This window comes from Falsiruegeria sp. JB4-1, assembly GCF_055693495.1.
This window is the reverse complement of sequence record NZ_JBVFTZ010000001.1, coordinates 1,730,706-1,752,337: the sequence shown is the minus strand read 5'-3', so window position 1 is coordinate 1,752,337 and position 21,632 is coordinate 1,730,706. Positions and strand designations below refer to the sequence as shown.

General features: G+C 58.7%; 21 protein-coding genes and 3 pseudogenes. 20 read left to right on the top strand and 4 right to left on the bottom strand.

The window, feature by feature from the left end:
- The first annotated feature begins 58 nt into the window (after nt 1-58).
- From ACZ1HE_RS09030 to ACZ1HE_RS08980, 11 genes and pseudogenes are all read left to right on the top strand, one after another.
- Nucleotides 59-736 carry an orotate phosphoribosyltransferase gene (locus tag ACZ1HE_RS09030; RefSeq protein WP_472620460.1) on the top strand — a complete coding sequence of 226 codons (678 nt, stop codon included), beginning with the start codon at nt 59-61 and terminating at the stop codon, nt 734-736.
- A 199-nt stretch (nt 737-935) separates the two neighbouring features.
- Nucleotides 936-2,426, top strand: a complete 1,491-nt coding sequence (locus ACZ1HE_RS09025) for a replicative DNA helicase (protein WP_472620459.1) — start codon at nt 936-938, stop codon at nt 2,424-2,426.
- A gap of 74 nt (nt 2,427-2,500) precedes the next feature.
- Nucleotides 2,501-3,499 (top strand): agmatine deiminase family protein, encoded by a 999-nt coding sequence (locus tag ACZ1HE_RS09020; RefSeq protein ID WP_472620458.1) that lies wholly within the window; start codon nt 2,501-2,503, stop codon nt 3,497-3,499.
- Nucleotides 3,500-3,659: 160 nt separating this feature from the next.
- Nucleotides 3,660-4,592, top strand: a complete 933-nt coding sequence (locus ACZ1HE_RS09015) for an isopenicillin N synthase family dioxygenase (protein WP_472620457.1) — start codon at nt 3,660-3,662, stop codon at nt 4,590-4,592.
- A gap of 53 nt (nt 4,593-4,645) precedes the next feature.
- A pseudogene (gene alr, locus ACZ1HE_RS09010) lies at nt 4,646-5,671 on the top strand (alanine racemase); the annotation flags it as partial.
- A gap of 107 nt (nt 5,672-5,778) precedes the next feature.
- Nucleotides 5,779-6,561, top strand: coding sequence for an MlaE family ABC transporter permease (locus ACZ1HE_RS09005; protein WP_472620456.1), 783 nt, complete (start codon nt 5,779-5,781; stop codon nt 6,559-6,561).
- Nucleotides 6,558-6,998, top strand: a complete 441-nt coding sequence (locus ACZ1HE_RS09000) for a hypothetical protein (RefSeq protein ID WP_472620455.1) — start codon at nt 6,558-6,560, stop codon at nt 6,996-6,998. The genes ACZ1HE_RS09005 and ACZ1HE_RS09000 overlap by 4 nt, the downstream gene beginning before the upstream one ends.
- Entirely contained in the window at nt 6,991-7,737 is a 747-nt protein-coding gene (locus ACZ1HE_RS08995; RefSeq protein WP_472620454.1) for an ABC transporter ATP-binding protein, read from the top strand. The genes ACZ1HE_RS09000 and ACZ1HE_RS08995 overlap by 8 nt, the downstream gene beginning before the upstream one ends.
- 59 nt (nt 7,738-7,796) lie before the next feature.
- Nucleotides 7,797-8,093, top strand: coding sequence for a hypothetical protein (locus tag ACZ1HE_RS08990; RefSeq protein ID WP_472620453.1), 297 nt, complete (start codon nt 7,797-7,799; stop codon nt 8,091-8,093).
- 136 nt (nt 8,094-8,229) lie between these two features.
- The gene (locus ACZ1HE_RS08985; protein WP_472620452.1) at nt 8,230-8,682 is read left to right on the top strand and encodes a paraquat-inducible protein A; all 453 of its coding nucleotides are present in this window, start codon (nt 8,230-8,232) and stop codon (nt 8,680-8,682) included.
- A gap of 235 nt (nt 8,683-8,917) precedes the next feature.
- Entirely contained in the window at nt 8,918-9,616 is a 699-nt protein-coding gene (locus ACZ1HE_RS08980) for a DNA repair protein (protein WP_472620451.1), read from the top strand.
- 2 nt (nt 9,617-9,618) lie between these two features.
- On the opposite strand, the gene ACZ1HE_RS08975 is transcribed toward ACZ1HE_RS08980, so the two are convergent.
- Nucleotides 9,619-10,101: a DUF2867 domain-containing protein gene (locus ACZ1HE_RS08975; RefSeq protein ID WP_472620450.1), complete on the bottom strand. Its 483-nt coding sequence runs from the start codon at nt 10,099-10,101 to the stop codon at nt 9,619-9,621.
- Between the two features lie 207 nt (nt 10,102-10,308).
- On the opposite strand from ACZ1HE_RS08975, the pseudogene radA reads away from it, so the two are divergent.
- From radA to ACZ1HE_RS08940, 7 genes and pseudogenes are all read left to right on the top strand, one after another.
- Nucleotides 10,309-11,669, top strand: a pseudogene (gene radA, locus ACZ1HE_RS08970) (DNA repair protein RadA).
- Nucleotides 11,670-11,713: 44 nt separating this feature from the next.
- Nucleotides 11,714-12,268, top strand: a complete 555-nt coding sequence (locus tag ACZ1HE_RS08965; RefSeq protein WP_472620449.1) for a CvpA family protein — start codon at nt 11,714-11,716, stop codon at nt 12,266-12,268.
- A 308-nt stretch (nt 12,269-12,576) separates the two neighbouring features.
- Nucleotides 12,577-13,725, top strand: coding sequence for an adenylate/guanylate cyclase domain-containing protein (locus tag ACZ1HE_RS08960; RefSeq protein ID WP_472620448.1), 1,149 nt, complete (start codon nt 12,577-12,579; stop codon nt 13,723-13,725).
- Entirely contained in the window at nt 13,722-14,222 is a 501-nt protein-coding gene (locus tag ACZ1HE_RS08955) for a tetratricopeptide repeat protein (protein WP_472620447.1), read from the top strand. Before ACZ1HE_RS08960 ends, ACZ1HE_RS08955 begins: the two co-directional genes overlap by 4 nt.
- A 352-nt stretch (nt 14,223-14,574) precedes the next feature.
- The gene (locus ACZ1HE_RS08950) at nt 14,575-15,135 is read left to right on the top strand and encodes a Hint domain-containing protein (RefSeq protein ID WP_472620446.1); all 561 of its coding nucleotides are present in this window, start codon (nt 14,575-14,577) and stop codon (nt 15,133-15,135) included.
- Nucleotides 15,136-15,519: 384 nt separating this feature from the next.
- Nucleotides 15,520-17,040: an amidophosphoribosyltransferase gene (gene purF, locus ACZ1HE_RS08945; protein WP_472620445.1), complete on the top strand. Its 1,521-nt coding sequence runs from the start codon at nt 15,520-15,522 to the stop codon at nt 17,038-17,040.
- A gap of 117 nt (nt 17,041-17,157) precedes the next feature.
- Nucleotides 17,158-17,634 (top strand): TetR/AcrR family transcriptional regulator, encoded by a 477-nt coding sequence (locus ACZ1HE_RS08940; RefSeq protein WP_472620444.1) that lies wholly within the window; start codon nt 17,158-17,160, stop codon nt 17,632-17,634.
- A gap of 12 nt (nt 17,635-17,646) precedes the next feature.
- Here ACZ1HE_RS08940 and ACZ1HE_RS08935 read toward each other — a convergent pair whose 3' ends face one another.
- Entirely contained in the window at nt 17,647-18,234 is a 588-nt protein-coding gene (locus ACZ1HE_RS08935; RefSeq protein ID WP_472620443.1) for a hypothetical protein, read from the bottom strand.
- Between the two features lie 349 nt (nt 18,235-18,583).
- Here ACZ1HE_RS08935 and ACZ1HE_RS08930 point away from each other — a divergent pair, with 349 nt between their 5' ends.
- Together ACZ1HE_RS08930 and ACZ1HE_RS08925 are read left to right on the top strand one after the other, a co-directional pair.
- The gene (locus tag ACZ1HE_RS08930; RefSeq protein ID WP_472620442.1) at nt 18,584-18,832 is read left to right on the top strand and encodes a hypothetical protein; all 249 of its coding nucleotides are present in this window, start codon (nt 18,584-18,586) and stop codon (nt 18,830-18,832) included.
- A gap of 42 nt (nt 18,833-18,874) precedes the next feature.
- Entirely contained in the window at nt 18,875-19,519 is a 645-nt protein-coding gene (locus ACZ1HE_RS08925; protein ID WP_472620441.1) for an SDR family NAD(P)-dependent oxidoreductase, read from the top strand.
- Between the two features lie 3 nt (nt 19,520-19,522).
- Here ACZ1HE_RS08925 and ACZ1HE_RS08920 read toward each other — a convergent pair whose 3' ends face one another.
- Together ACZ1HE_RS08920 and ACZ1HE_RS08915 are read right to left on the bottom strand one after the other, a co-directional pair.
- The gene (locus tag ACZ1HE_RS08920; protein WP_472620440.1) at nt 19,523-20,494 is read right to left on the bottom strand and encodes an aromatic ring-hydroxylating oxygenase subunit alpha; all 972 of its coding nucleotides are present in this window, start codon (nt 20,492-20,494) and stop codon (nt 19,523-19,525) included.
- 240 nt (nt 20,495-20,734) lie between these two features.
- A pseudogene (locus ACZ1HE_RS08915) lies at nt 20,735-21,578 on the bottom strand (ATP-binding protein).
- Nucleotides 21,579-21,632 lie beyond the last annotated feature (54 nt).

Genomic DNA, 21,632 nt, shown 5'->3' with positions numbered 1-21,632 from the left:
CTCCACTTCCGCCAGAGGCCCTGCTCGCGCCTCTGGCCCCTGCCCCAAGGATGCTCCGATGATCCCCACCTCATATCCGCCCGCCGAAGAGATCGCTCGCCTCACCGCCCGCATGCTGCTGGAAATCAAAGCGGTCCATTTCAACTCGCGTGAGCCCTTCACGCTGGCCTCGGGTCTGCCGAGCCCGACCTATATCGACTGCCGTAAGCTGATCTCTTACCCCCGCATCCGCTCGACGCTGATGGATTTTCTGACTGTCACCGTCATGCGCAACGCCGGGTTTGAGGCATTCGACAATATCGCTGGCGGCGAGACCGCAGGCATTCCTTTCGCCGCCTTTGTGGCCGAGCGGATGGCCCTGCCGATGACCTACGTGCGCAAGAAGCCCAAAGGGTACGGCCGCAACGCCCGGATCGAGGGCGCGATGAGCGAAGGCGAGCGCGTTCTTCTGGTCGAGGATCTGACCACTGATGGCGGCTCGAAACTCAGCTTTGTGGACGCCATCCGCGAGACCGGCGCCACCTGCGGGCATACGGCGGTTATCTTCTACTACGGCATCTTCCCCGAAACCGAAAAGACGCTCGGCGATCACGGCGTGCAGTTGCATTCCCTATGCACCTGGTGGGACGTCCTGGCCGAGGCCAAGGCACAAAAGGCGTTCGACGAAGAGACCCTGACCGAGGTCGAATCCTTCCTGAATGACCCGCGCGCATGGCAGGATGCCAACAAATCCTGACCTAGGGTCAGGTATGGCATTGGCAGGTTTCCGCAGCGCGGTTTCCTGCCCCGCATCACAAAATGTTGGATTTTTACCCAGATCCCCGTCAATATGATGGGGGTCAGGATATGCACATCTTATCCACACAAACATACAATTTGCTAGGAATCCCGTGCCTCGGCTATGACCTTGTGCTCAAGGGGATGCACACACACAAATGAACGAGATAAGTAACATCGAGCAGGTACCGGCGCAGGTCCAGAATGCCGATACGATGCCACATTCGGTCGAAGCAGAACAGCAACTGCTGGGCGCGATTCTGACCAACAATGACGTCTACGACCGGGTGGCATCGGTTATCGGTCCACAGCATTTTTATGACCCCGTGCACGCGCGCATCTATGAGATCGCAGCGGCGCGGATCGCCAAGAATGCACTGGCCTCGCCGGTCACCCTCAAGGCCTTTATGGAGGATGACGAGGGCCTCAAGGAACTCGGCGGTCCCGCTTATCTGGTCAACCTGGCCGCCGCCTCGATCTCGGCCTTTGCCGTGCGCGACTATGCGCAGATGATCTATGATCTGGCGATCCGGCGCGAGCTGATCGGCTTGGGCCGCGACATCTCGGACAAGGCCGCCAAGGTCGACGTCGCATCCGAGCCGCGCGAGCAGATCGTCGAGGCCGAACAGAAGCTCTACAAGCTGTCCGAGCAGGGCCAGACCGAAAGCGGGTTTGTCTCCTTCCTCAAGGCCGTGACCGAAGCCGTCAACACCGCCAACGCCGCTTATCAGCGCGACGGTGGTTTGGCCGGTGTCTCGACCGGGCTAATTGATCTGGACAAGAAACTTGGTGGTCTGCACCCATCCGACCTTTTGATCCTGGCGGGTCGCCCGTCGATGGGGAAAACCTCGCTCGCAACCAACATCGCCTTTAACGTCGCCAAAGCGTACAAAAAGGGCATTCGCCCGGACGGCACCGAAGGCACCATTCAGGGCGGCGTTGTGGGGTTCTACTCACTGGAAATGAGCTCGGAACAGCTTGCCGCGCGTATCCTGTCCGAGGCGGCCGAGGTGCCATCCGAGCAGATCCGCCGTGGTGACATGACCGAGACCGAATTCCGCCGCTTTGTCGACGCCGCCAAATCGCTTGAGGCCTGCCCGCTTTTCATCGACGACACGCCCGCACTGCCGATCAGCCAGCTGGCCGCCCGCGCCCGTCGCCTGAAACGGACCCACGGGCTGGACCTGTTGATCATCGACTATCTGCAGCTGTGCCGCGGTACAGCGGACAACCGTGTGCAGGAAATTGGCGAGATTTCGATGGGCATGAAGGCCATCGCCAAGGAACTCAACATCCCCGTCATCGCGCTGTCCCAGCTGTCTCGTACCGTGGAAAGCCGCGACGACAAACGCCCGCAGCTCAGCGACCTGCGCGAATCCGGCTCGATCGAGCAGGACGCCGACGTGGTTATGTTCGTGTTTCGCGAGGAATATTATGTGGAACGGGAAAAACCATCGGACGACCGCTTGGATGAAATGGCCGCCTGGCAGGAACGCATGGAACGCCTGCACGCCCGCGCCGAGGTGATCATCGGCAAGCAGCGTCATGGCCCCATCGGCTCGGTGGACCTGTCGTTTGAGGGTCAGTTCACCCGCTTCGGAAATCTCGCCAAACCCTGGCAACAGGACGGCGACGAAGGCGGCTATTGAACCCCACCCCGATCACACGACGTCACGCCCTGGCCCAGATTGCCGGGGCGTCATTGTATGTAGGAGGTGCAGGAATGGCGCTTGCAGATGGGTTCCGTGTTCCGCCCGAAGAAGCCCACCACCAGCGCACCTTCATGCAGTGGCCGAACATCGCTTCGGTCTATGGCCGGGGCCGCTTTCTGCGCCGGACGCAGGCCACCATCGCCGAGATTGCCAACACCATCGCCGAGTTCGAACCCGTCACCTTGCTGGCCCACCCCGATCAGCATGCCAAGGCTCGCAAACTGCTCTCGGATCAAGTCGAGCTATGGGACATCCCGACTGATGATCTTTGGTGCCGCGATGCCGGGCCGCTTTTTGCCAAGAACAGCGCCGGGCAACTGTCGGTTCGTGGCGTTAACTTCAACGGCTGGGGGCGTCGTTATCACCTGCGGAACGACGAACAGATCGCTCGACGCGTGGCCGAGCGTTTGGAGTTGCTCTTTGTTGACAGTGGCTTGCGCGGTGAAGCTGGCGGGGTTGAGGCCAGTGGTCATGGCCTGTTGTTGGCAAATGAAAGCAGTTGGGTGAACAAGAACCGCAATCCAGGCATGAGCCGCGATCAGATCGAGAAACGCCTACTCGCCGCCTATGGCGCGACGCGCATGATCTGGGGCACAGGGGTCAAAGGTCAGGACGTGACCGACGATCACATCGACGGCTTTGCGCGCTTCACAGGACCCAGATCGGTGCTGATGATGCTCGACCCGGAACCCGAGGCAAACGACCCCTTTTCACGTTCGGCTTATGCTCTGCGTGATCGGTTACTGGATGCCGGACTGGGCGTTGATGTTGTCCCGCCCGGCTATGATGGCCGCGTCCGCAACCCAGATAAGCTCAGCAGCTATGCCAACTACTATGTCTGCAACGGCGGTGTGATTGCTTCGAACACAGGCGACCGCCGCACAGATGCCACAGCCCGCGCGGCCCTTGCCCGGCACTACCCCGGCCGTGAGGTGATCATGCTGAACACTGACGTCCTGGGCGAGCTTGGCGGCGGCATCCATTGCGCCACCCAGCAGATGCCCGCTTGACTTGGAACGCCTCTTTCCGCCAGATGCGCCCATGACCCGCAAGTTCGCACATCTCGTGGTGCTGGAACGCCACTACGGCCACCGCCGTAAACGCTTCGCTGGATAGACCGGGGGCGCTTCGCCCCTGTTCCCATCCAACGAAACGCACAAAGGGTTCATCATGACCGAATTCACTGAAATCCCCGTCATTCGACTGGGGAACCGCCCCGATGCCGACATCGCAGCCGAGTTTCGCGCCGCCTATGGCACCACTGGCTTTGGCTATATCGCTGATCACGGAATTGATCCGCAGCTGATCGAGGATCTGTTCGACGCCTCTGCCCGGTTCCACGCCTTGCCACTGGAGCAGAAAATGGCCGTCGCCGTCGACAAGACCCATCGCGGCTATATCCCGATCAACAGCTCAACTGACGTCAACTCGACACTGGCCGATGTCACCAAGCCCAACCAGTCCGCAAGCTTCATGATGATGCGAGAGGATGCACAGACCGACCCAGACGTCTATCTCAGCGGCCCCAACCGCTGGCCCGAGGTGACAGACTTCCGCGAGGCGCTGGTGGCCTATGACACGGCCATGCAGAAACTTGGCCGCCGTCTTATGAACATTGCGCTGCAAGCCGCTGAAATCACGGACTCTTCAATTCTTTCAGCGTTTGACACACCAACCACGTGGTTGCGTCTGCTACACTATCCTTCGCAACCTGAACGCAGCCCCGAAGACCTCTATGGCTCGGCGCCTCATACCGATTTCGGCTGCCTGACGCTGCTGGTGCAGGACGATGTCGGCGGGCTGCAGGTCAAGACGCCTGCGGGCAATTGGGTCGACGTGCCCCGCCGTGAAGGCACCTTTGTGGTCAACGTGGGCGACATGTTGCATCGGATGTCGAACGGCAGGTTGCTGTCCACCCCGCACCGGGTGATCAACCGATCTGGCCGCGAACGTTACAGTTGCCCGTTCTTCTACGATCCCCATGTGAACACGGTGATTGAACCGCTTCCGGGAACCGGGGAGCCAAAGTTCCCGCCGCTCAAATTCGCCGATTTCCTGCGATCTGAACTTGAAGCGGCCTATGATGCGCATAAACCCGCTTAAGCAATTAGGGTATTTCCCCTTGACCTATGGCCCGCGCCTGTCAAGAACGGGCCATGAGCACTGCAAGACTGACAATTGATCTGGGCGCGCTCGCCGACAACTGGCGGGCGCTGGATGCAAAAACCTCTGTCGAGACCGCCGCGGTGGTAAAGGCAGACGGCTATGGGCTGGACGCGGGCCGCGTATCGCGAGCTCTGGCCGATGCAGGCGCGCGCCATTTCTTTGTCGCCGCCGCCGAAGAGGGCATCGCCGTGCGCCGCGCGGTTGGCCCCGGCCCCCGGGTGTCGGTGTTTTCCGGCCACATGGCAGGTGACCGCGATATGTTGCGCGACAATGACCTGACGCCCATGCTGAACTCGGTCGATCAGATGCTACGCCATGTCGAGGAACTCCCGGGACACGCCTTTGGCGTCCAGCTAGATACCGGCATGAACCGACTGGGGATGGAACCCGACGAATGGGCCGCCCTGCGTGACATCGCGTTGCAACAAAACCCCGTGCTGGTCATGTCACATCTGGCCTGCGCGGACGAGCCCGGACACGAGATGAACCGAAAGCAGTTGAACGCTTTCAAAGAGATGACTGACGGAATTCGGGTTCCCAGATCGCTCGCGGCCACAGGTGGGTTGCTGATGGGTCCTGACTACCATTTCGATCTTTGTCGCCCTGGCGTCGGTCTTTACGGTGGCGAACCCTACGACGAGGCCAAGGCAGTGGTCACCGTAGACGTTCCTGTGATCCAGATCCGCGAGGTCGTGGAAGGCGAGAGCGTTGGCTATTCCAACCGCTGGACCGCCAAGCGCCCGTCACGCATCGCTACAATCGCCGCTGGATATGCCGACGGTCTGATCCGTGCCATCGGCAATGGCATTGACGTCTATGTCGGTGACGCCGCCTGCCCCGTTGTCGGTCGTGTCTCGATGGACATGATTACCGTCGACATCACCGACGTCGACGGCTCGCCCGAAAGCGTTCAGATCCTCAACCGCCTTCAGACCGTCGATGATCTGGCCGAGGCCGCCGAAACCATCGGTTATGAAATCCTCACCTCGATGGGCCGCCGCTATACCCGCAGCTATCGAGGGGCTGAAAGCGTCTCTGCCTCTAAAAAGGCGGCTTCGCTGGAAAGCATTCAGCAGAAACTTCTACGCAAACGTCCCGAACTTGCACGCGCAGGTTTTGCTGGATGAACCCGGGTTTGTTGTTGGGCCACTTGGGACGGGCTGTTCTGACCGTCATGGCGGCTTTTGGCCGGGTGGCACTCTTTGCGCTTGATGCACTGTCGCACATCCTGCGCCCGCCGTTTTATCCGCGTGAATTCGGCGTGGCACTGTTGAACATCGGCTGGCTGTCTCTGCCAGTTGTGGGCCTGACGGCAATCTTCACCGGTGGCGCGTTGGCCTTGCAAATCTATGCTGGCGGCGCGCGCTTCAATGCCGAAGCCGTAGTACCCCAGATCGTCGCCATCGGCATGGTGCGCGAGCTTGGCCCCGTTCTGGTCGGCCTGATGATCGCAGCCCGTGTCACCTCGTCCATCGCAGCCGAAATCGCCACAATGAAAGTGACCGAACAGATCGACGCTCTGGTCACCCTGTCGACCCACCCGATGAAGTACCTCGTCGCGCCCCGCGTTTTGGCCGCGCTGTTGACGGTACCTGCGCTTGTGGCCGTTGGCGACATCATCGGCATTGCTGGTGGTTACACCGTCGCGGTGCAGAATCTGGGCTTCAACTCTGCCGCCTATCTGCGCAACACCGTTGATTTTCTCGAGATGCGCGACATCGTCTCTTCGCTTGTCAAAGGCGCCGCCTTTGGCACCATCGCCGCCATCATGGGCTGCTACTACGGCATGAACTCGGGCCGTGGGGCCCAAGGCGTGGGCCGCGCCACCAAAGGCTCGGTCGAGGCCGCCGCCGTGCTCATCCTGGCCGCCAACTTCGTCCTGACCGGAGTGTTCTTTTCGCTATGACCCGCCTGATCCTGTCCGCCGCCACCGCAATCGCCCTGTCCCTGCCAATGGCAGCCAGTGCGCAAAGCCAGTTGCTGGGAGAGTTCAACACCCAACGCCTCGAACAGACCATGGGGTTCGATGCCGAATTGCGCCAGATCGCCTTTGGCTTCCTCCAGGGCAAGACCAAGGCCGAGGCGCACGCATTTCTGGTCGCCGAACGCTTTCGCTGTCTCGAAGGGGTTTGCGAACGGGTGATCGTGGACAAGGAAACCTCGAACGAGGCCGGCAGCATTTTCAGCAAGCGCCGCACCACGCGCGCCACCTTTGCCATCACGCTGCTGACGGACGTCATTCGCTCGCCGCAGGACCTTTCCGCCAACTTCCGCTATGAAACCGGCGAAGTTCCCTGGCACCGCCGCCCCAAAGACAGCGATTTCACGGTGCTCTATGATTAAGCTCGACAACGTCTACAAGTCCTTTGGCGAGAACCACGTGCTGCAAGGGCTTAACCTCGATATCCCCAAGGGCTCTTCCATGGTGATCATCGGCGGCTCGGGCACTGGCAAATCCGTGGCGCTGAAGTGCGTCCTTGGTCTGATCACGCCCGACAGCGGCACGATCACGGTCGACGGTCAGGACGCCAGCAAGGGCGACCGCGACGCGTTTCTCGCCAAGTTCGGGATGCTGTTTCAGGGCGGCGCGCTGTTTGACAGCCTCACCGTCTGGCAGAACGTCGCCTTCCGCCTGCTGCGCGGCTCGCTTAAACGCCCCACGGACGAGGCGCGCGAAATCGCGATCGAGAAACTGCGCCGCGTGGGCCTGAAATCGGATGTCGCCGACCGCCTGCCCGCTGAACTGTCGGGTGGCATGCAGAAACGCGTCGGCCTTGCCCGCGCGATTGCCGCCGAGCCAGAGATCATCTTTTTCGACGAACCCACAACCGGCCTCGACCCGATCATGTCCGGCGTCATCAACGACCTGATCCGCGAGATCGTGGTGGAAATGGGCGCCACTGCAATGACTATCACCCACGACATGTCATCGGTCCGCGCCATCGCCGACAATGTGGCGATGCTGCACAACGGCGTGATCCAATGGACCGGCCCAGTGGCGGACATGGACGCCAGCGGTGACCCGCATCTGGACCAATTTATCCACGGTAGGGCTGAGGGGCCGATTGAGGCGGTCCGCTAGTTTTTCCATTGATAATACTGCTGTATTTTAGCCCTCTGATCTATTTGGGCCTAAACTTGTTGGCCATCATCGATCTCAGATACGAAGGTCGCCGGGAACGCGAATTCATCAAATATGCAGCGACCGGAACCCTTCCAATCCTGCTTAGTTCTCTTTCGCTAATTTGGATTACACCAGAACCGCCGCTGAACTGGAAGGTCAACGTCTCCCTTCTACTGGCCGTCCTCTTCTACATCAAATCCGGCATCGACTTGATAAACCTGCGAAAATCAGGGCTCGCTCCAGTTCGTTTGCATATTGCTCTGACCGTCTGGGCGATCTCGATCATCTTCTACGCCACGTTGTTCATCTTTTGAACGTGTCCCACTGGTTCGTTTTGGGCAACGTCGCCCATCCTCTTTACCCAAAGTATCCCGAAACAATCGACAAATGGGCGATGCTAGCAGCGCCCCCAACCTTGCACCCTCACCGCCAAGCCCTTAAGTCGCGCTCATGCTTTTACGCCTGGCCACCCTCTCTCTGCTGATCCTCTACCCCATCGCCTGGTTTGCGCCGCTCATGCGCGCGGGCCTGCTGCCGATCTTTGGCCTCTCCGAGATCAGCGTGCTCACCGGCCTGCAGGCGCTCTGGGCCTCAGACATCTTTCTGGCCCTGCTGGTGACGTTCTTTGCGATCTTCGCCCCCTACCTCAAAACAATCGGTTTGGCGTTGGTGCAATGGGGGCTGCTGGATACCCGAACTTTTCCCGTCTTACATGTGCTTGGTAAACTGGCAATGGCCGACATTTTTCTGGCTGCCATATACATTACGGTTGTCAAGAGCATTGGTGTCGGAACCATTGAACCTGCATGGGGTCTCTACCTGTTTACGGCCTGCATTCTGACATCAATGTTGCTGGGATACCTCAGTGAACGGGGCATGAGCCGGAACAAGGAAACCTTGTAATTGCTTGAAAAGCTGCATTTGTGTATCATCATTTATGTTCGGGCAGCAAAGTAATTGATAGGCCGGGTCGGCAAAAGGAAACCCAGATTTTAGTTGGGCATAATTCCGCCGGTCCCTGCGCCAGCATTGGTTTCGGTCGGAAAGGTTGCCCATGTCTACCCTTCGTCAGCTCGTTATTCGTGTTCAAGCTCTGTTTGTACGGCTTGCATTTTTTCTTATCTGTCTCGCCGCCTTTATGTCAGTTCTCGCGACACTTCTGTCGGCCACCGGTGTGTGGCCCTGGCTTTCGCTTCAGGCTGGCATCGACGGGCAAACCCATCCCTACGCAGGGATGATTGCGCAGGTTGGATTGACCGGACTTGCGGTCATGCTGGCTTTCTACCTGCCTGCAAACGGGCGCATTCTGGCTTTGGAACGTTCTCATCGTGACTTCCACATCCATATGAATGATGTAGCCCGCGCATATCATGCCGCCCACGCGGCCGACCGGGCGGACACGTTTCAGATCGCGTCCGAATTCGATGCCGTCAAGGACCGGCTTGCCTTCCTGCGGGAACACCCGGAACTCGGCGACCTGGAACCCGAAGTGCTGGAACTTGCCGCCCAGATGAGCCAGGTCAGCCACGAATTGGCCGACGTCTACTCGGATACCAAGGTCGAACGCGCACGCACCTTCCTGCGCCAACGGCAAGAAGAGATGCAGAAGTTCGAAATCCGACTGGACGAAGCCAAGATCATCATGCACGAGCTGCGGCAATGGACCCGCGATGTTGAAATCGAAGAATCCGTCGCCAAGTCACAACTCTCCCGCCTGCGCGAAGAGCTGTTTGAACTGCTGCCGGAACTGTCTGCGCAACTGCAAAGCCCTCCCGACGGTACCGATCCCGACGAGGGTTCGGTAGTGCCGCTGCAATCCACGCGTTCCAAGGAATAGGATCAAACCACCGAGGCCCGCAAAGCCTTCAGGTTTCTGGCGACAATCCATTTATGCGCAGGGCGAACTGGGATCATGTAGAGACGCCCGAACCAATTGTGTGTCTTGACGGACGAGGTGACCGAGACCTCATGCCCGTCAACGGACACACATGTCATCACATCCAGATGCCGGTCCCGCTCGGTCAAAACCAAAATCTGTGCACTCACCTCTTCAACCAAAAAGAAATCCAGCATCTGCCCAACTTCGACGCGCTCCGGCACTCGGCCAGAAAAGCCACCGATCCGCTTGACCCCGAACTTTGACGCCACCGCGTCGCGGATTTGAAAGGCCCGCTGCATCAGCGGCATGGGCTGTGCCATGATCAACCGCCACACTTCAACTGCGCTCAGCGGACGCGCCAGCGTAACCGACTGGCGGTCCAGAAAATCCAACTCGGTCTCTGCACCTACCAACCTGACTTCGCACCCTGCTGCTTTGCTCATCCTGTCATCCCTATTTCGCCCCTACACTGATCTGTGTCCCAAACATTCCCGGAACAATCGGCCATTTCGCCACAGCATACCGGCCGCATCTGTTCCCAAGGGCGCGCCGATGGCCCCAACGGGGCCTGAGGCGCGCCCTGCGCCCCCGGCAGCGACAAAAGTCCGTCAGGGCTTGAGGAGCTGCCAACCATGGGGCATCAAGGCGCCATGGCAAAAACATCCTTCTCCTGCTCCGCCTGTGGGGCCTCATTCTCCAAATGGTCCGGTCGCTGCGAAGGCTGCGGCGACTGGAACACCATTTCCCAGGACAAGGGCCTCTCCACCGGCCCCGCCTCAAAATCCCTTGGGGCTAAGCGTGGCCAATCCATCATTCTCACAGACCTCTCAACCGAAGAGACACCGCCCCCCGTACCCTCAGCGGTATGGGAGAGCTTGACCGCGTCCTCGGTGGCGGCCTGGTGCCCGCCTCGGCCATTCTGGTGGGAGGCGATCCCGGCATCGGCAAGTCGACCTTGCTGTTGCAAGCGGCGGCGCAATTTGCCCGCTCCGGCCTCAAAACCCTTTATGTCTCGGGCGAAGAAGCCTCCGCCCAAGTCCGCATGCGCGCCAAACGTCTGGGTCTCAGCGACGCGCCAGTGCAGCTGGCCGCAGAAACCAACCTACGCGACATTCTGACCACGCTTGAGGCCGAGAAGCCCCAGCTTGCCATTATCGATTCGATTCAGACCATGTGGGCCGACAATGTCGACAGCGCGCCGGGTTCGGTCAGCCAAGTGCGCGCCGCCGCGCATGAGTTGACGACATTTGCCAAACGCCACGGCGTGTCGATCGTCATGGTCGGCCATGTCACCAAAGAGGGCCAAATCGCAGGCCCCCGCGTGGTCGAACATATGGTCGACACGGTGCTCTATTTCGAAGGCGAACGCGGCCACCAGTTCCGCATTCTGCGCGCGGTCAAAAACCGTTTTGGCCCGGCAGACGAAATCGGCGTCTTTGAAATGACCGGGGCGGGATTGGCCGAGGTCCTCAACCCCTCTGCCCTTTTCCTGTCCGAGCGCGGCGAACCCAGCCCCGGCTCGGTGGTCTTTGCCGGCATCGAAGGCACCCGCCCCGTGCTGGTCGAGTTGCAGGCGCTTGTCGCCCCCTCGCCCCATTCCCAACCCCGCCGCACCGTCGTGGGCTGGGATGGCGGGCGGCTGGCGATGATCCTCGCCGTGCTCGAGGCGCGCTGCGGCATCCCCTTTGCCGGACTAGATGTCTATCTCAACGTCGCAGGCGGCATGAAAATTTCCGAACCCGCTGCTGACCTTGCTGTCGCCGCCGCCCTGCTCAGTGCGCGCGAAGACGCCGCCCTGCCCGCCGATACCGTGGTTTTTGGCGAGATTTCCCTCTCTGGCGCCCTTAGACCGGCCCCTCAGACGGAAAACAGGTTGAAAGAGGCGCAAAAACTTGGTTTCACCTCAGCCATTGCTCCGGCTGGTGGCAAAACTGGCACAGGCGGCGGGCTGACGCTCAAGCGGCCAGCAGATCTGACCGGTTTTGTTGGCGAAACATTCGGAGCAGGCTAAGGTCCCCCACACGGGCGGGCAATTGAGAAGAACAGGCGAGGGCCATGGAAGGTTTTACCATTGTTGACGGGGTTGTGGCCCTTGTAATTGTTGTGTCGGCGCTGCTGGCCTATTCGCGTGGCGTGGTACGCGAGGCCATGGCAATCGCAGGCTGGGTGGCTGCCGCTGTGCTGGCTTTCATATTTGCGCCCAAAGCCATGCCCTTGATCAAGGAATTGCCCGTCGTGGGTGATTTTCTGACTGGTAGCTGCGAACTGTCAATCATCGCATCCTTTGCAGCTGTGTTTGCTCTGGCGCTGATCATCGTCAGCTTCTTCACGCCGCTGTTTTCTTCTCTGGTGCAACGCTCGGCTCTTGGTGGGTTGGATCAGGCGCTTGGTTTCCTCTTTGGGGTTGCACGAGGCATCCTGCTCGTTGCGATTGCCTTTTTTGTCTACGACACCGTCATGACCGGTCAGAACTTCACCATCGTCGACGAGAGCCGTTCGGCGCAGGTGTTTGAACGTATGACCGGCAAGATCGAAGAACAGAACCCCGAGCAGGCCCTTGGCTGGGTTACACAGCAATATGAAAACCTGGTTGGCGCTTGCTCGGAGTAAGAGTTTAAAGCGGCGCGAGATAGGTCAACTCCGCCGCAAAACCCTCCCAACATCCTGCTGGTGTCCGGGGCCGATGGCGGCAACCGGACATGCGCACACTACTTGACTCATTGAGTTGAGCACACTTTCCTGAAGTGGGCTGTAACCGATGGACATGAACGTGACGCGGCGACTGGCGACCATATTGGCTGCGGATGCAGTTGGTTTCTCCACGAGGATGGAGAAAAACGAAGAAGAAACTTTCTCTCTTCTCAAAAACCTACGCCAAAAAATCGACACCGAAATCGCGTCCCATGGAGGGCGCGTTTTTGGCAGTGCTTAGCGACAGCGTTGTCGCTGAATTTGCCAGCCCGGTTGAAGCCGTGCGTTGTGCGCTTAGCATCCAGACCACACTCCGCACAGACGATATGCCGTTTCGGATCGGCCTTCACATCGGCGATGTTCTTGTTGATGGCGATAACCTTTTCGGTGACGGTGTGAACGTCGCTGCACGGCTGGAAAAATTGGCTCCGGCTGGCGGAATTTGCCTTTCAAAACCAATTGCCGATTTGGTTGTCGACAAGGTTGATGCACAGTTTTCCTTTGCAGGCGATCACAAACTGAAGAACATCAAAAAGAAAATCGGCGTCTGCGTTTGGCCGGAACAGGATGCAAAGGCAATTACCAAACAGGCGCGCTCCCATCGTCCCCTGGCGTTGATACTGACGGCAATTTTGTTGATCGCTGCTGTAGCCACCTACTTTTTCACGCCCTCGACGAACTCCAACCTCGAATCAGGTGAGCCGACCCTCGCCGTCATGGCCTTTGACGATCAAAGCCCCGGTCCTGATCGTGGTTATCTGAGCGACGCGATAAGCGACGGCATCCTGAATAACCTGTCGCGCTACACCACGTTCAACACAATCGCCCGGACTTCCAGTTTCAAGTTCAAGGACCAAGACGCCAGTGTGGAAAGCATTCGCAAAGCACTGGGAGCTGACCTGCTCTTGACTGGCAGTCAACAAAAGATCGGCGAAAACCTGACGATCTCGGTTCAATTGGTCGACGCAACCAATGGAGAGCACATCTGGTCTGAAAGGTTTGAAGGCGAGGTTGCGCAACTCTTCGAATTTCAGGGCCAAATTATCCGATCGGTCGCCTCAACCGTAGGTGGGCGCGTTTCACACTATACGCCGCCCAAAGGCACGCGTCGCACGGTAACGGCCATGCACCTGGCAGCCGAAGGGTTCAGCCATTTCCGCAAACCCGGGCAGGAGGCAAACGCTCGGGCCGTCGAATTTTATGAAGCAGCAATCGAGGCAGATCCCGAGGCTTCCATCGGTTACATGTCCATGGGTTTCGTTCATTGGAGTGAATCTCACTACGCTCGAGCACCAATGACGAGCGTGAAGCAGAACTGGACAAAGCCGAAGCCTTTGCGAACAAGGCTATCTCACTGGATGGCGACAACTATATGAACCACTATTTGTTGGGCCGATTGCAGGAATCACGCGGCAACCTGCAAGCAGCACTTCAATTCTACGAAAAGGTAAAACAACTCAATCCAAGCTACTCAAACGTCTTTCGGGCCAGTGGTTCTACCAAGATTTTGTTGGGGGACATCGATGGGGCCATTGCCGACATTCAGCAGGCTATCGACATCAACCCTCTCTATGACTGGTCCTACAATACCGAAATGGCGTTTGCACTTTGGGCTGATGAACAATGCGACAAGGCGTTGCAAACAATACAGCAAGTCTCGAACCTGCCTTCGCGAGCATTGCCCAAACGTATCGTGATCCAGGTGTGCGCGGGCGAGATCGAAGCAGCACGCAATTCAATGTCCCAACTTCTCGAGGCCATTCCGAACCGAACATTGCAGTTTGAAATCGACCGCTACGCCGATGTGTGGACCGCGCCAGGTGGTCTGGACCGCTGGCTTGATGATTTGAGAACCGCAGGCATGCCAGAGTAGACAGGCTGCCTTACCCCGTGGCGCTAAGATTTCCACCACTTCTGTGTATGTCGCGAAAATTGCCCCGACATCTCGCCATACTTTTTTCAAGTTCCTGCCCCGTATCGACCCCGGTTTCGCCCCCGAATCGCACAAGACTTCTGGTATCATGGGCATGTTAACCCGTTGTCTTGGTTAATGATTCCTTACTCCACGTTCTCGAACTCGAAGGAATCCCAAGATCCCCTCCGGCTTTGTATCAACAGCGGAAACAGTTCTCGAATTCGGCCTTAATCGTGTCGAAAATTTGGCAAACTTGCCGGGCTTGTTTGGGGTCAGTCCAGAATTGACCAACTTTCGGAGGAACCCCGCCATGCAACTCAACCACAAAACCGCATTTGCCACCTACACCCCTGCCCCAAAGGTTCAGCCCGGATTTGTCTCGGGGACACTTGTCGAAACGCCCTCGGGTTGGACGCAAGTTCAGGATTTGAAACCAGGCGATTTGGTCGCCACCTTGGATGGCAGGTTTCGCGCGATAACACGAATCAACAGCCGTGAAGACGTGACATCGGTTTGGCGCATTCCCGGTGGCGCTTTGGGTACCTGTTCGGATCTCTTCCTGACCCAGGATCAGTACCTGGCACTGAATGACCCCGCTTGCCGTCGCCTGTTTGGCATTCCCACCGTGCTCGCCCCGGTTTCCGCACTGGCCGGTCATCAGGGAATTCATCAACAAACAGTAACTCAAACTGGCGTTTTTGCCCTGCATTTCAACGAGGAAGAGGTGATCTGGGCGCACACCGGGGCCCGTGTACACGTTGGCGCGGAGGACCAATCATCCAGCCACTATCGCAAGCTCAATTATGGCGAAACGCGCGCGCTTCTCCTTCTCTCCAGCAACGGCTGCCACGCCCCTGACATCGCAGCTTGATCTGCAGCGGAGTATTTCACACCCCCTGCGGCAAAAAGAAATGTGATCCTTTCGTGACAGAGCGGCTCCGAGGCATTATGTGGAAGCCAACCACTCGCAACGGAATCGGAGCTGCCTGCCTTGCCTAGCCCGCAGATGCCCCCCGCCGACCGGACCGGCCCCTTCCTCAGGGCCGTGCCAAGACTGAAAAACGACGCACTGATCATGTCCCCGGACAGCTAACCCCGCAAAGGTCTGTCCAATCTCTCCGGTGCTGTCGAGTTGATGCTGCAATCGACGCTCCAATTTGGCCGATCTTGATCTATACTGCCGCCACGGCACCACCACATCGCCAACTGCAGCAACACCTCACGCGGCCAAAGCCGCAGATTTTGGAGCCCTTACATGTGCGGGATTTTGGGGATCGCAAGCCGGACAGACGAAGTTTTTGCCGAGATATATGACGGCTTGCTGATGCTGCAGCACCGCGGACAGGACGCCTCGGGTATTGTGACTTACACTGGCGAGAACTTTCGCGAGCGCAAGGCCAACGGTCTGGTCAAAGATGTGTTCAAGGCCGAAGACGCCGATACCCTGCGCGGCAAGATCGGCATGGGTCATGTCCGCTACCCCACCGCCGGTTCGCTGTCGGCGGCCGAGGCGCAGCCGTTCTTTGTGAACGCGCCCTACGGCATCTATCTGGTTCACAACGGCAACATCACCAACACCGAGGAACAACGCCAGAAGGTTACGGCGAAATACAGCCGCCACCTGCGCACCACATCCGATTCCGAAATCCTGCTGAACGTGCTGGCCGACAAAGTGGCTGATGCGATCAAGGTCAACGGCAACGCCGACCCGATCCGCAACCTGTTTGCGGGCGTGAAAATGACGATGGAGCGCATCCAGGGTGCCTATTCCGTCATCTGCCTGATCGCGGGCGTCGGCATGCTCGCGTTCCGCGACCCCCACGGCATCCGCCCTCTGTCTGTCGCCAAACGCGACGCAGAAGGGACCGGTGACGATTACGCCTTTGCGTCCGAGGATGTCGCGTTCGGCATCAACAGCTTTACCAAGCTGCGCGACCTGAAACCTGGCGAGGCAATGCTGGTCGACCTAGATGGAAACCTGCATGAGTTTCAGGCGGTCGAGGGCAACCTGACCCCCTGCATCTTCGAATATGTCTACCTCGCCCGCCCGGATTCGCTGCTCGACGGGATTTCGGTCTACAAGACGCAGATGCGCATGGGGCAGACCCTTGCGAAGCAGATCGAAGACAGCGGTCTGGACATCGACCGCATCATCCCCGTCCCCGACAGCGCCCGCCCGGTCGCGCTTGAGGTCGCCAAAGCCACCGGCATCCCCTATCGCGAGGGTCTGGTGAAAAACCGCTATGTGGGCCGCACCTTCATCATGCCCGGTCAGGCCGAGCGCCAGAAATCGGTCCGCCGCAAGCTCAACGCCATCCCGCTGGAATTCGACGGCCACAACGTGCTGCTGATCGACGACTCCATCGTGCGCGGCAACACCATCAAAAAAATCGTCGAGATGTGCCGGGAAGCGGGCGCCAAGAAGGTCTACATCGCCTCTGCCTCGCCGCCGGTGATTTTCCCCAACGTCTATGGCATCGACATGCCCACCAAGCATGAGCTCATCGCCAATGGCCTGAGCATCGAGGAAATCCGCGAAGAACTTGGCGCGGACGCGCTGTTCTACCAAAACCTCGACGACCTGATCTGGGCCGCACAAGAGGGCAACCCCGAGATCAAACAATTCGACTGCTCCTGCTTTGACGGCAACTACATCACTGGTCTGGACGACAGCTATCTAGAAAGCCTGGAAAGCAGCAGCCGCGTCAGCAAAAAGATCGAAGACATGCCGGTCGCAGGCGCATCGTGGAATGCGGCCAAACTGGCGTCGGGGTAACCCAAAAAATTGACGTCGCTTTCGGCGTTGCCGAAAGCGGCACATGTGATGTCGCCGGTTGTATGAGCTTTCGATCGATCAAACAGGACCAATATCTAAGGTCATTGGACGAACAACATGCCCAAAATCGTCGATCACGAAGCACACAGCAAAGATTTGGCACAGCGCGCCGCAAAATACTTTTCGGATCACGGCTATTCTGGAACAAGCATGCGCAAGGTGGCCGAGTATCTCGGCGTTTCTAAAAGCGCGCTCTACCACTACTTCCCGACCAAAGACGACCTGTTTCTGGCCTGCACGAATGAGGTTATGGCCACCTTCGATACCGACATCGTCGATCAGGAGCTGTCGGAAAAAGAAAACCTTCGCCGTTTAGAAGATGCGCTGCGCAAGGATTTCGCGACCGAGATGGCTCTGGTTTTTGACTATCTCAGGGGGAAAGATCGAACTGAAATTGCGGGTGATGAAGCGATGCAAATTGCCATGCAGGCTTATCGCACTGTTGCGGCGCGCATTGTGGGCGAAGAACGAGCCGAAGAAACCCTGGCCCGTTTGTTTGGCATTCTGATGCTCGACTATATGTCCGGCCGGTGATTGCTGCCCCGCCTATTCGGGTTGATAGGGCTCTTCTCGCAAAACGTGGCTGACCAGTATCTTGAAGAAAAGAACCGGCAGAAACCACTCCAGATATGGCGCCGTTTCAAAAACGTAGAGCGACAGGAACAGCGTCACCACATAGATCAACGCCGCAACCGGACGCTGCAGGTACAGCGGTGTTTTTAGAATGACGGCACTGCCCCCCAAAAGAACGCCATAAACTCCGGCGATCCACATCAGGTTGAAACCCAGAAACGCCCAACTGAAGGCAACCGTTTGGAGCAGATGCAACGCCACAAACGTCATATGTTCCTTGAACCCCTCCCCCTCGCGGAAGAACCACCTTTTGGCCGCTGACGTCGCATTGGTGATGACGCCCCCAAGCATGTCCACCGCCAGAAGGGCGATGATGACATACTGCCAAACTGACCAATCGACCTGGTGAAAAAGACCAAAGGCAACGACACCCGCCGCCAGAATAAAGGGCGGGTAAAGCTGGATGTTCTTTTCGGCTTTGGTGGCACCCGGACCGATGAACTTGTCTATGCTGCCCCAAATTCCTGGTCGGAATGCAGGCAAGTCCCAACTGATTTTCATTTTGCGTCTCTCCAATGCTTTGGGCTTGGAGGCCATTTAGGAGGGTGTTTTGCCTGTGTCAATTTATTTAGTCCACTTGGACTAAATAAATCTCTCCGGTTTTTCTCCCTGGTTTGACGATTGCTCCCTCCGGCATGTCTAAATGATTGCCCACTCAAACTTCTTGCAATGCGCGAAATGTTGGCCATGAGCCGACCGTCACTAACGAGTTTCAGATAGCCACATAACTCACCGTGCAGTTGCAGCAAAACCCCGCGCATGGGGCAGCCCACCCTCTTTAACCTCCCCTACGGGACTGATAGGTCCCCGCTTCGGTAACTTAGTTCCGAGCTTTTTTGGGGAAACGCTCATGTCCAATTCCACCGTCAACAAGGCGGCCACGCAATCGGGTGCGCTCAATCGAAACAGCACGTCAGTCCTCGGCGTTTTTGGTGCCCAGGGTAACATGCGTGCACTTGTGCGCACTTCTTCAGGCCGTGTGAAACAGATCAAGCCCGGCGCGCGGATCAATTCCGCCAAGGTCGTCGGCATCGACAAAGACGGGCTGATCCTCGAGAAAAACGGCAAGACAGAGCGGCTGAACATCGCGGGCAGCTGATCTGCCCTTGACGCCTCGCATCAGCGAGTCCAAACCGCGCCCATGACCGATGCACCCAAACTTGCCCTGATCACCGGCGCCTCGCGCGGCCTAGGCGCTGCCCTGGCCGAGGCGCTTGCGCCGACCCATCACATTATCGCCGTGGCCCGCACAACCGGCGCGCTCGAAGAGCTGGATGACCGCATTCAGGCGGCGGGCGGCAGCGCCACCCTTGCCCCAATGGACATCACCGACCCCAATGCCATGGCAACACTTTGCCGGGGTATTCATGACCGCTGGGGCAAGCTGGACCTGTGGCTGCACACCGCCATTCACGCCGCCCCTCTGACGCCTGCAAACTTTGTCGATCCCAAGGATTGGAACAAATCTCTGGCGATCAACACCACCGCGACGTCCGTCCTGATCCCATATGTCGCGCCCCTTCTGGGCCACGAAGGGCACGCTGTGTTCTTTGACGACCCCAAGGCGGGCGAGAAGTTCTATGGCACCTATGGCGCCACCAAAGGCGCTCAGATGGCACTGGCCCGCAGTTGGGCGGCCGAGACGGTCAAGACCGGCCCACGTGTCACCATCGTAGAACCTGCTCCTATGCCGACCGCCCTGCGCGCACGCTTCCACCCGGGCGAGGACCGCGAGGCGCTGGCTTCGGTCTCGGACGAGGCCGCAAAGATCGTCGCCAGCCTGTAAGCCTCAGATCGCGTCGCTGTACCAGCGTGCGAAACTGGCCACATTCGGCTCCAGATCCGGCTGAAACCGCCCCGGCACCGCGTCGGGGCACGCCGTCCCGCGCTGTTGGTTGACCAACGCAGGCACATCTTCGACCAAAGCCGCATCCAACCGCTCCAGATAGGCAGCCACACGAGTGTCGAACCCGGGCAGCCCGCAGGTCTCGGGATGGAAACAGGCGGTCTGCACGACCTTGCAGCGGTTAGGGGCCAGCGGATAAGCCTCGTAACACCACAGCGCATCCTTGTTGGCGGCAAAGGTCATGTTCGGGAACACCCACGTATAGCGCGCGCCCTGCTTCGCCTGCCCGGTCAGCCCCGGCATATCTGGCAGCGCACTGTCCTGCGCGCTTTCCAGCAGCCCCCCGGTGCCCTCAGTTCGCCCGAACTGTGTGGCAAAAGCTCCTGTCACCTGATCCGCCGGATCGGGCGTGGCATAGATGCTGTCGATAGAATCGGGGTGCACAAACGGCAGGTGGTAATATTCGTTGAAAACCTCAAGGAACATTTTCCAGTTGCAGTCGATCTCCAGCTCGCGCCGCCGCACAGTTTGCAATTCAGCCAGCGGCCAGGGAGCATGGAATTCCAGAAACTCCCCCAGATGTGCATCCAGCGGCCCCGACGCCTGATCCAGACAAACAAAGACAAACCCCGCCCGTTCCTCAGCGCGATAGGCAATCAACCCGTTATCGGCGCGGTCAAACCCCTTCGCCGCCTCCATCTGTGGCGCTGACACCAACCGCCCATCCAGCGCATAGAACCAGGAATGAAATGGGCAACGGATACCTTTGCAGGTGCCTGACCCATCCGCCAGCCGCGCCCCACGGTGACGACAAGAGTTGGCATAGGCGCGCAGATGACCATCGTTGTCGCGCAGCAGCAAGACGGTCTGACCTGCGAAATCTAGGGTGATGTAGTCACCCGGGTTAGCCACCATATCCGAGCGCCCAACGCCGACCCAACCCTGACGGAAAAATCTTTTACTTCAGCGCCCTGCACCTCAGCGCTTACGTAGCATTGTGGCGACAGGCTTGACGCTTCATTCGCCGGTTTGCGGCAGTTCTCGAATGCCCGTTCGTCCCGCATTGCTTGTCCTCCGTGACTGGCTGCGATCATGTCGCGTCAGAGGTCACAGCCTGTCTATTCCGAAAACGTCATCACCGGCGGTTTCGATACCTCACCCCAAGGCGATCCCGTTTCGCCCCGCCAGATCGCAAAAGAACTGCCACGCCACCCGCCCCGAGCGCGCGCCTCGTGTGGCCTGCCATTCAATCGCTTCGGCCCGCAATGTGGCGGGGTCGATGGTCAGACCATGGGCGGCACAATACCCGTCGATCATCGCCAGGTACTCGTCCTGGTCGCAGGGATGAAAGCCCAACCACAGACCAAAGCGGTCCGACAGCGAGACCTTCTCCTCTACGGCCTCGGACGGGTTGATCGCGCTTTGGCGCTCGTTCTCGATCATGTCGCGCGGCATCAAGTGGCGCCGGTTCGATGTTGCGTAAAACAGTACGTTCTCGGGCCGACCCTCAATACCACCATCCAGCACCGCCTTGAGGCTTTTGTAATGCTGGTCATCGTGGCTGAAGGACAGGTCGTCACAGAACAGGATGAACCGGTGCTCGGACCCGCGAAGATGGTTCAGCAGACGTCCTACCGAAGGCAGGTCCTCGCGCTGTAACTCCACAAGTTTCAAATCGGGAAAATCTGCATGAACCGCACCATGTACTGCTTTGACAAGGCTTGATTTTCCCATCCCGCGCGCACCCCAGAGAAGTGCGTTGTTGGCCCCAAATCCGGCCGCAAACCGACGGGTATTGTCGAGCAATGTATCCCGCGACCGGTTGATCCCCACCAGCAACTCCAGCGCCACGCGGTTGACCTGAGGCACCGGCGTTAGACGGTCCGGCTCCACATGCCAGACAAAGGCGCTGGCCGCGTTGAAATCCGGTGCCGCAAGCGGGGCTAGGCGCCATACGCTCCAATGCTTCGGCAATGCGGGTCAGGGTCATCTCGGTCATGTGATCCTCCGGGTATTGTCTGGCAGCAGGTCAAAGCAGGTTTGGACGGGGGTA

What these genes read in the sequence shown, in the direction of transcription:
- ACZ1HE_RS09030 (WP_472620460.1), top strand. Translation starts at nt 59, where the DNA reads ATGATCCCCACCTCATATCCGCCCGCCGAAGAGATCGCTCGCCTCACC.
- ACZ1HE_RS09025 (WP_472620459.1), top strand. Translation starts at nt 936, where the DNA reads ATGAACGAGATAAGTAACATCGAGCAGGTACCGGCGCAGGTCCAGAAT.
- ACZ1HE_RS09020 (WP_472620458.1), top strand. Translation starts at nt 2,501, where the DNA reads ATGGCGCTTGCAGATGGGTTCCGTGTTCCGCCCGAAGAAGCCCACCAC.
- ACZ1HE_RS09015 (WP_472620457.1), top strand. Translation starts at nt 3,660, where the DNA reads ATGACCGAATTCACTGAAATCCCCGTCATTCGACTGGGGAACCGCCCC.
- ACZ1HE_RS09005 (WP_472620456.1), top strand. Translation starts at nt 5,779, where the DNA reads ATGAACCCGGGTTTGTTGTTGGGCCACTTGGGACGGGCTGTTCTGACC.
- ACZ1HE_RS09000 (WP_472620455.1), top strand. Translation starts at nt 6,558, where the DNA reads ATGACCCGCCTGATCCTGTCCGCCGCCACCGCAATCGCCCTGTCCCTG.
- ACZ1HE_RS08995 (WP_472620454.1), top strand. Translation starts at nt 6,991, where the DNA reads ATGATTAAGCTCGACAACGTCTACAAGTCCTTTGGCGAGAACCACGTG.
- ACZ1HE_RS08985 (WP_472620452.1), top strand. Translation starts at nt 8,230, where the DNA reads ATGCTTTTACGCCTGGCCACCCTCTCTCTGCTGATCCTCTACCCCATC.
- ACZ1HE_RS08980 (WP_472620451.1), top strand. Translation starts at nt 8,918, where the DNA reads ATGTCAGTTCTCGCGACACTTCTGTCGGCCACCGGTGTGTGGCCCTGG.
- ACZ1HE_RS08975 (WP_472620450.1), bottom strand. Translation starts at nt 10,101, where the DNA reads ATGAGCAAAGCAGCAGGGTGCGAAGTCAGGTTGGTAGGTGCAGAGACC.
- ACZ1HE_RS08965 (WP_472620449.1), top strand. Translation starts at nt 11,714, where the DNA reads ATGGAAGGTTTTACCATTGTTGACGGGGTTGTGGCCCTTGTAATTGTT.
- ACZ1HE_RS08955 (WP_472620447.1), top strand. Translation starts at nt 13,722, where the DNA reads ATGAACCACTATTTGTTGGGCCGATTGCAGGAATCACGCGGCAACCTG.
- ACZ1HE_RS08950 (WP_472620446.1), top strand. Translation starts at nt 14,575, where the DNA reads ATGCAACTCAACCACAAAACCGCATTTGCCACCTACACCCCTGCCCCA.
- purF (WP_472620445.1), top strand. Translation starts at nt 15,520, where the DNA reads ATGTGCGGGATTTTGGGGATCGCAAGCCGGACAGACGAAGTTTTTGCC.
- ACZ1HE_RS08940 (WP_472620444.1), top strand. Translation starts at nt 17,158, where the DNA reads ATGCCCAAAATCGTCGATCACGAAGCACACAGCAAAGATTTGGCACAG.
- ACZ1HE_RS08935 (WP_472620443.1), bottom strand. Translation starts at nt 18,234, where the DNA reads ATGAAAATCAGTTGGGACTTGCCTGCATTCCGACCAGGAATTTGGGGC.
- ACZ1HE_RS08930 (WP_472620442.1), top strand. Translation starts at nt 18,584, where the DNA reads ATGTCCAATTCCACCGTCAACAAGGCGGCCACGCAATCGGGTGCGCTC.
- ACZ1HE_RS08925 (WP_472620441.1), top strand. Translation starts at nt 18,875, where the DNA reads ATGACCGATGCACCCAAACTTGCCCTGATCACCGGCGCCTCGCGCGGC.
- ACZ1HE_RS08920 (WP_472620440.1), bottom strand. Translation starts at nt 20,494, where the DNA reads ATGGTGGCTAACCCGGGTGACTACATCACCCTAGATTTCGCAGGTCAG.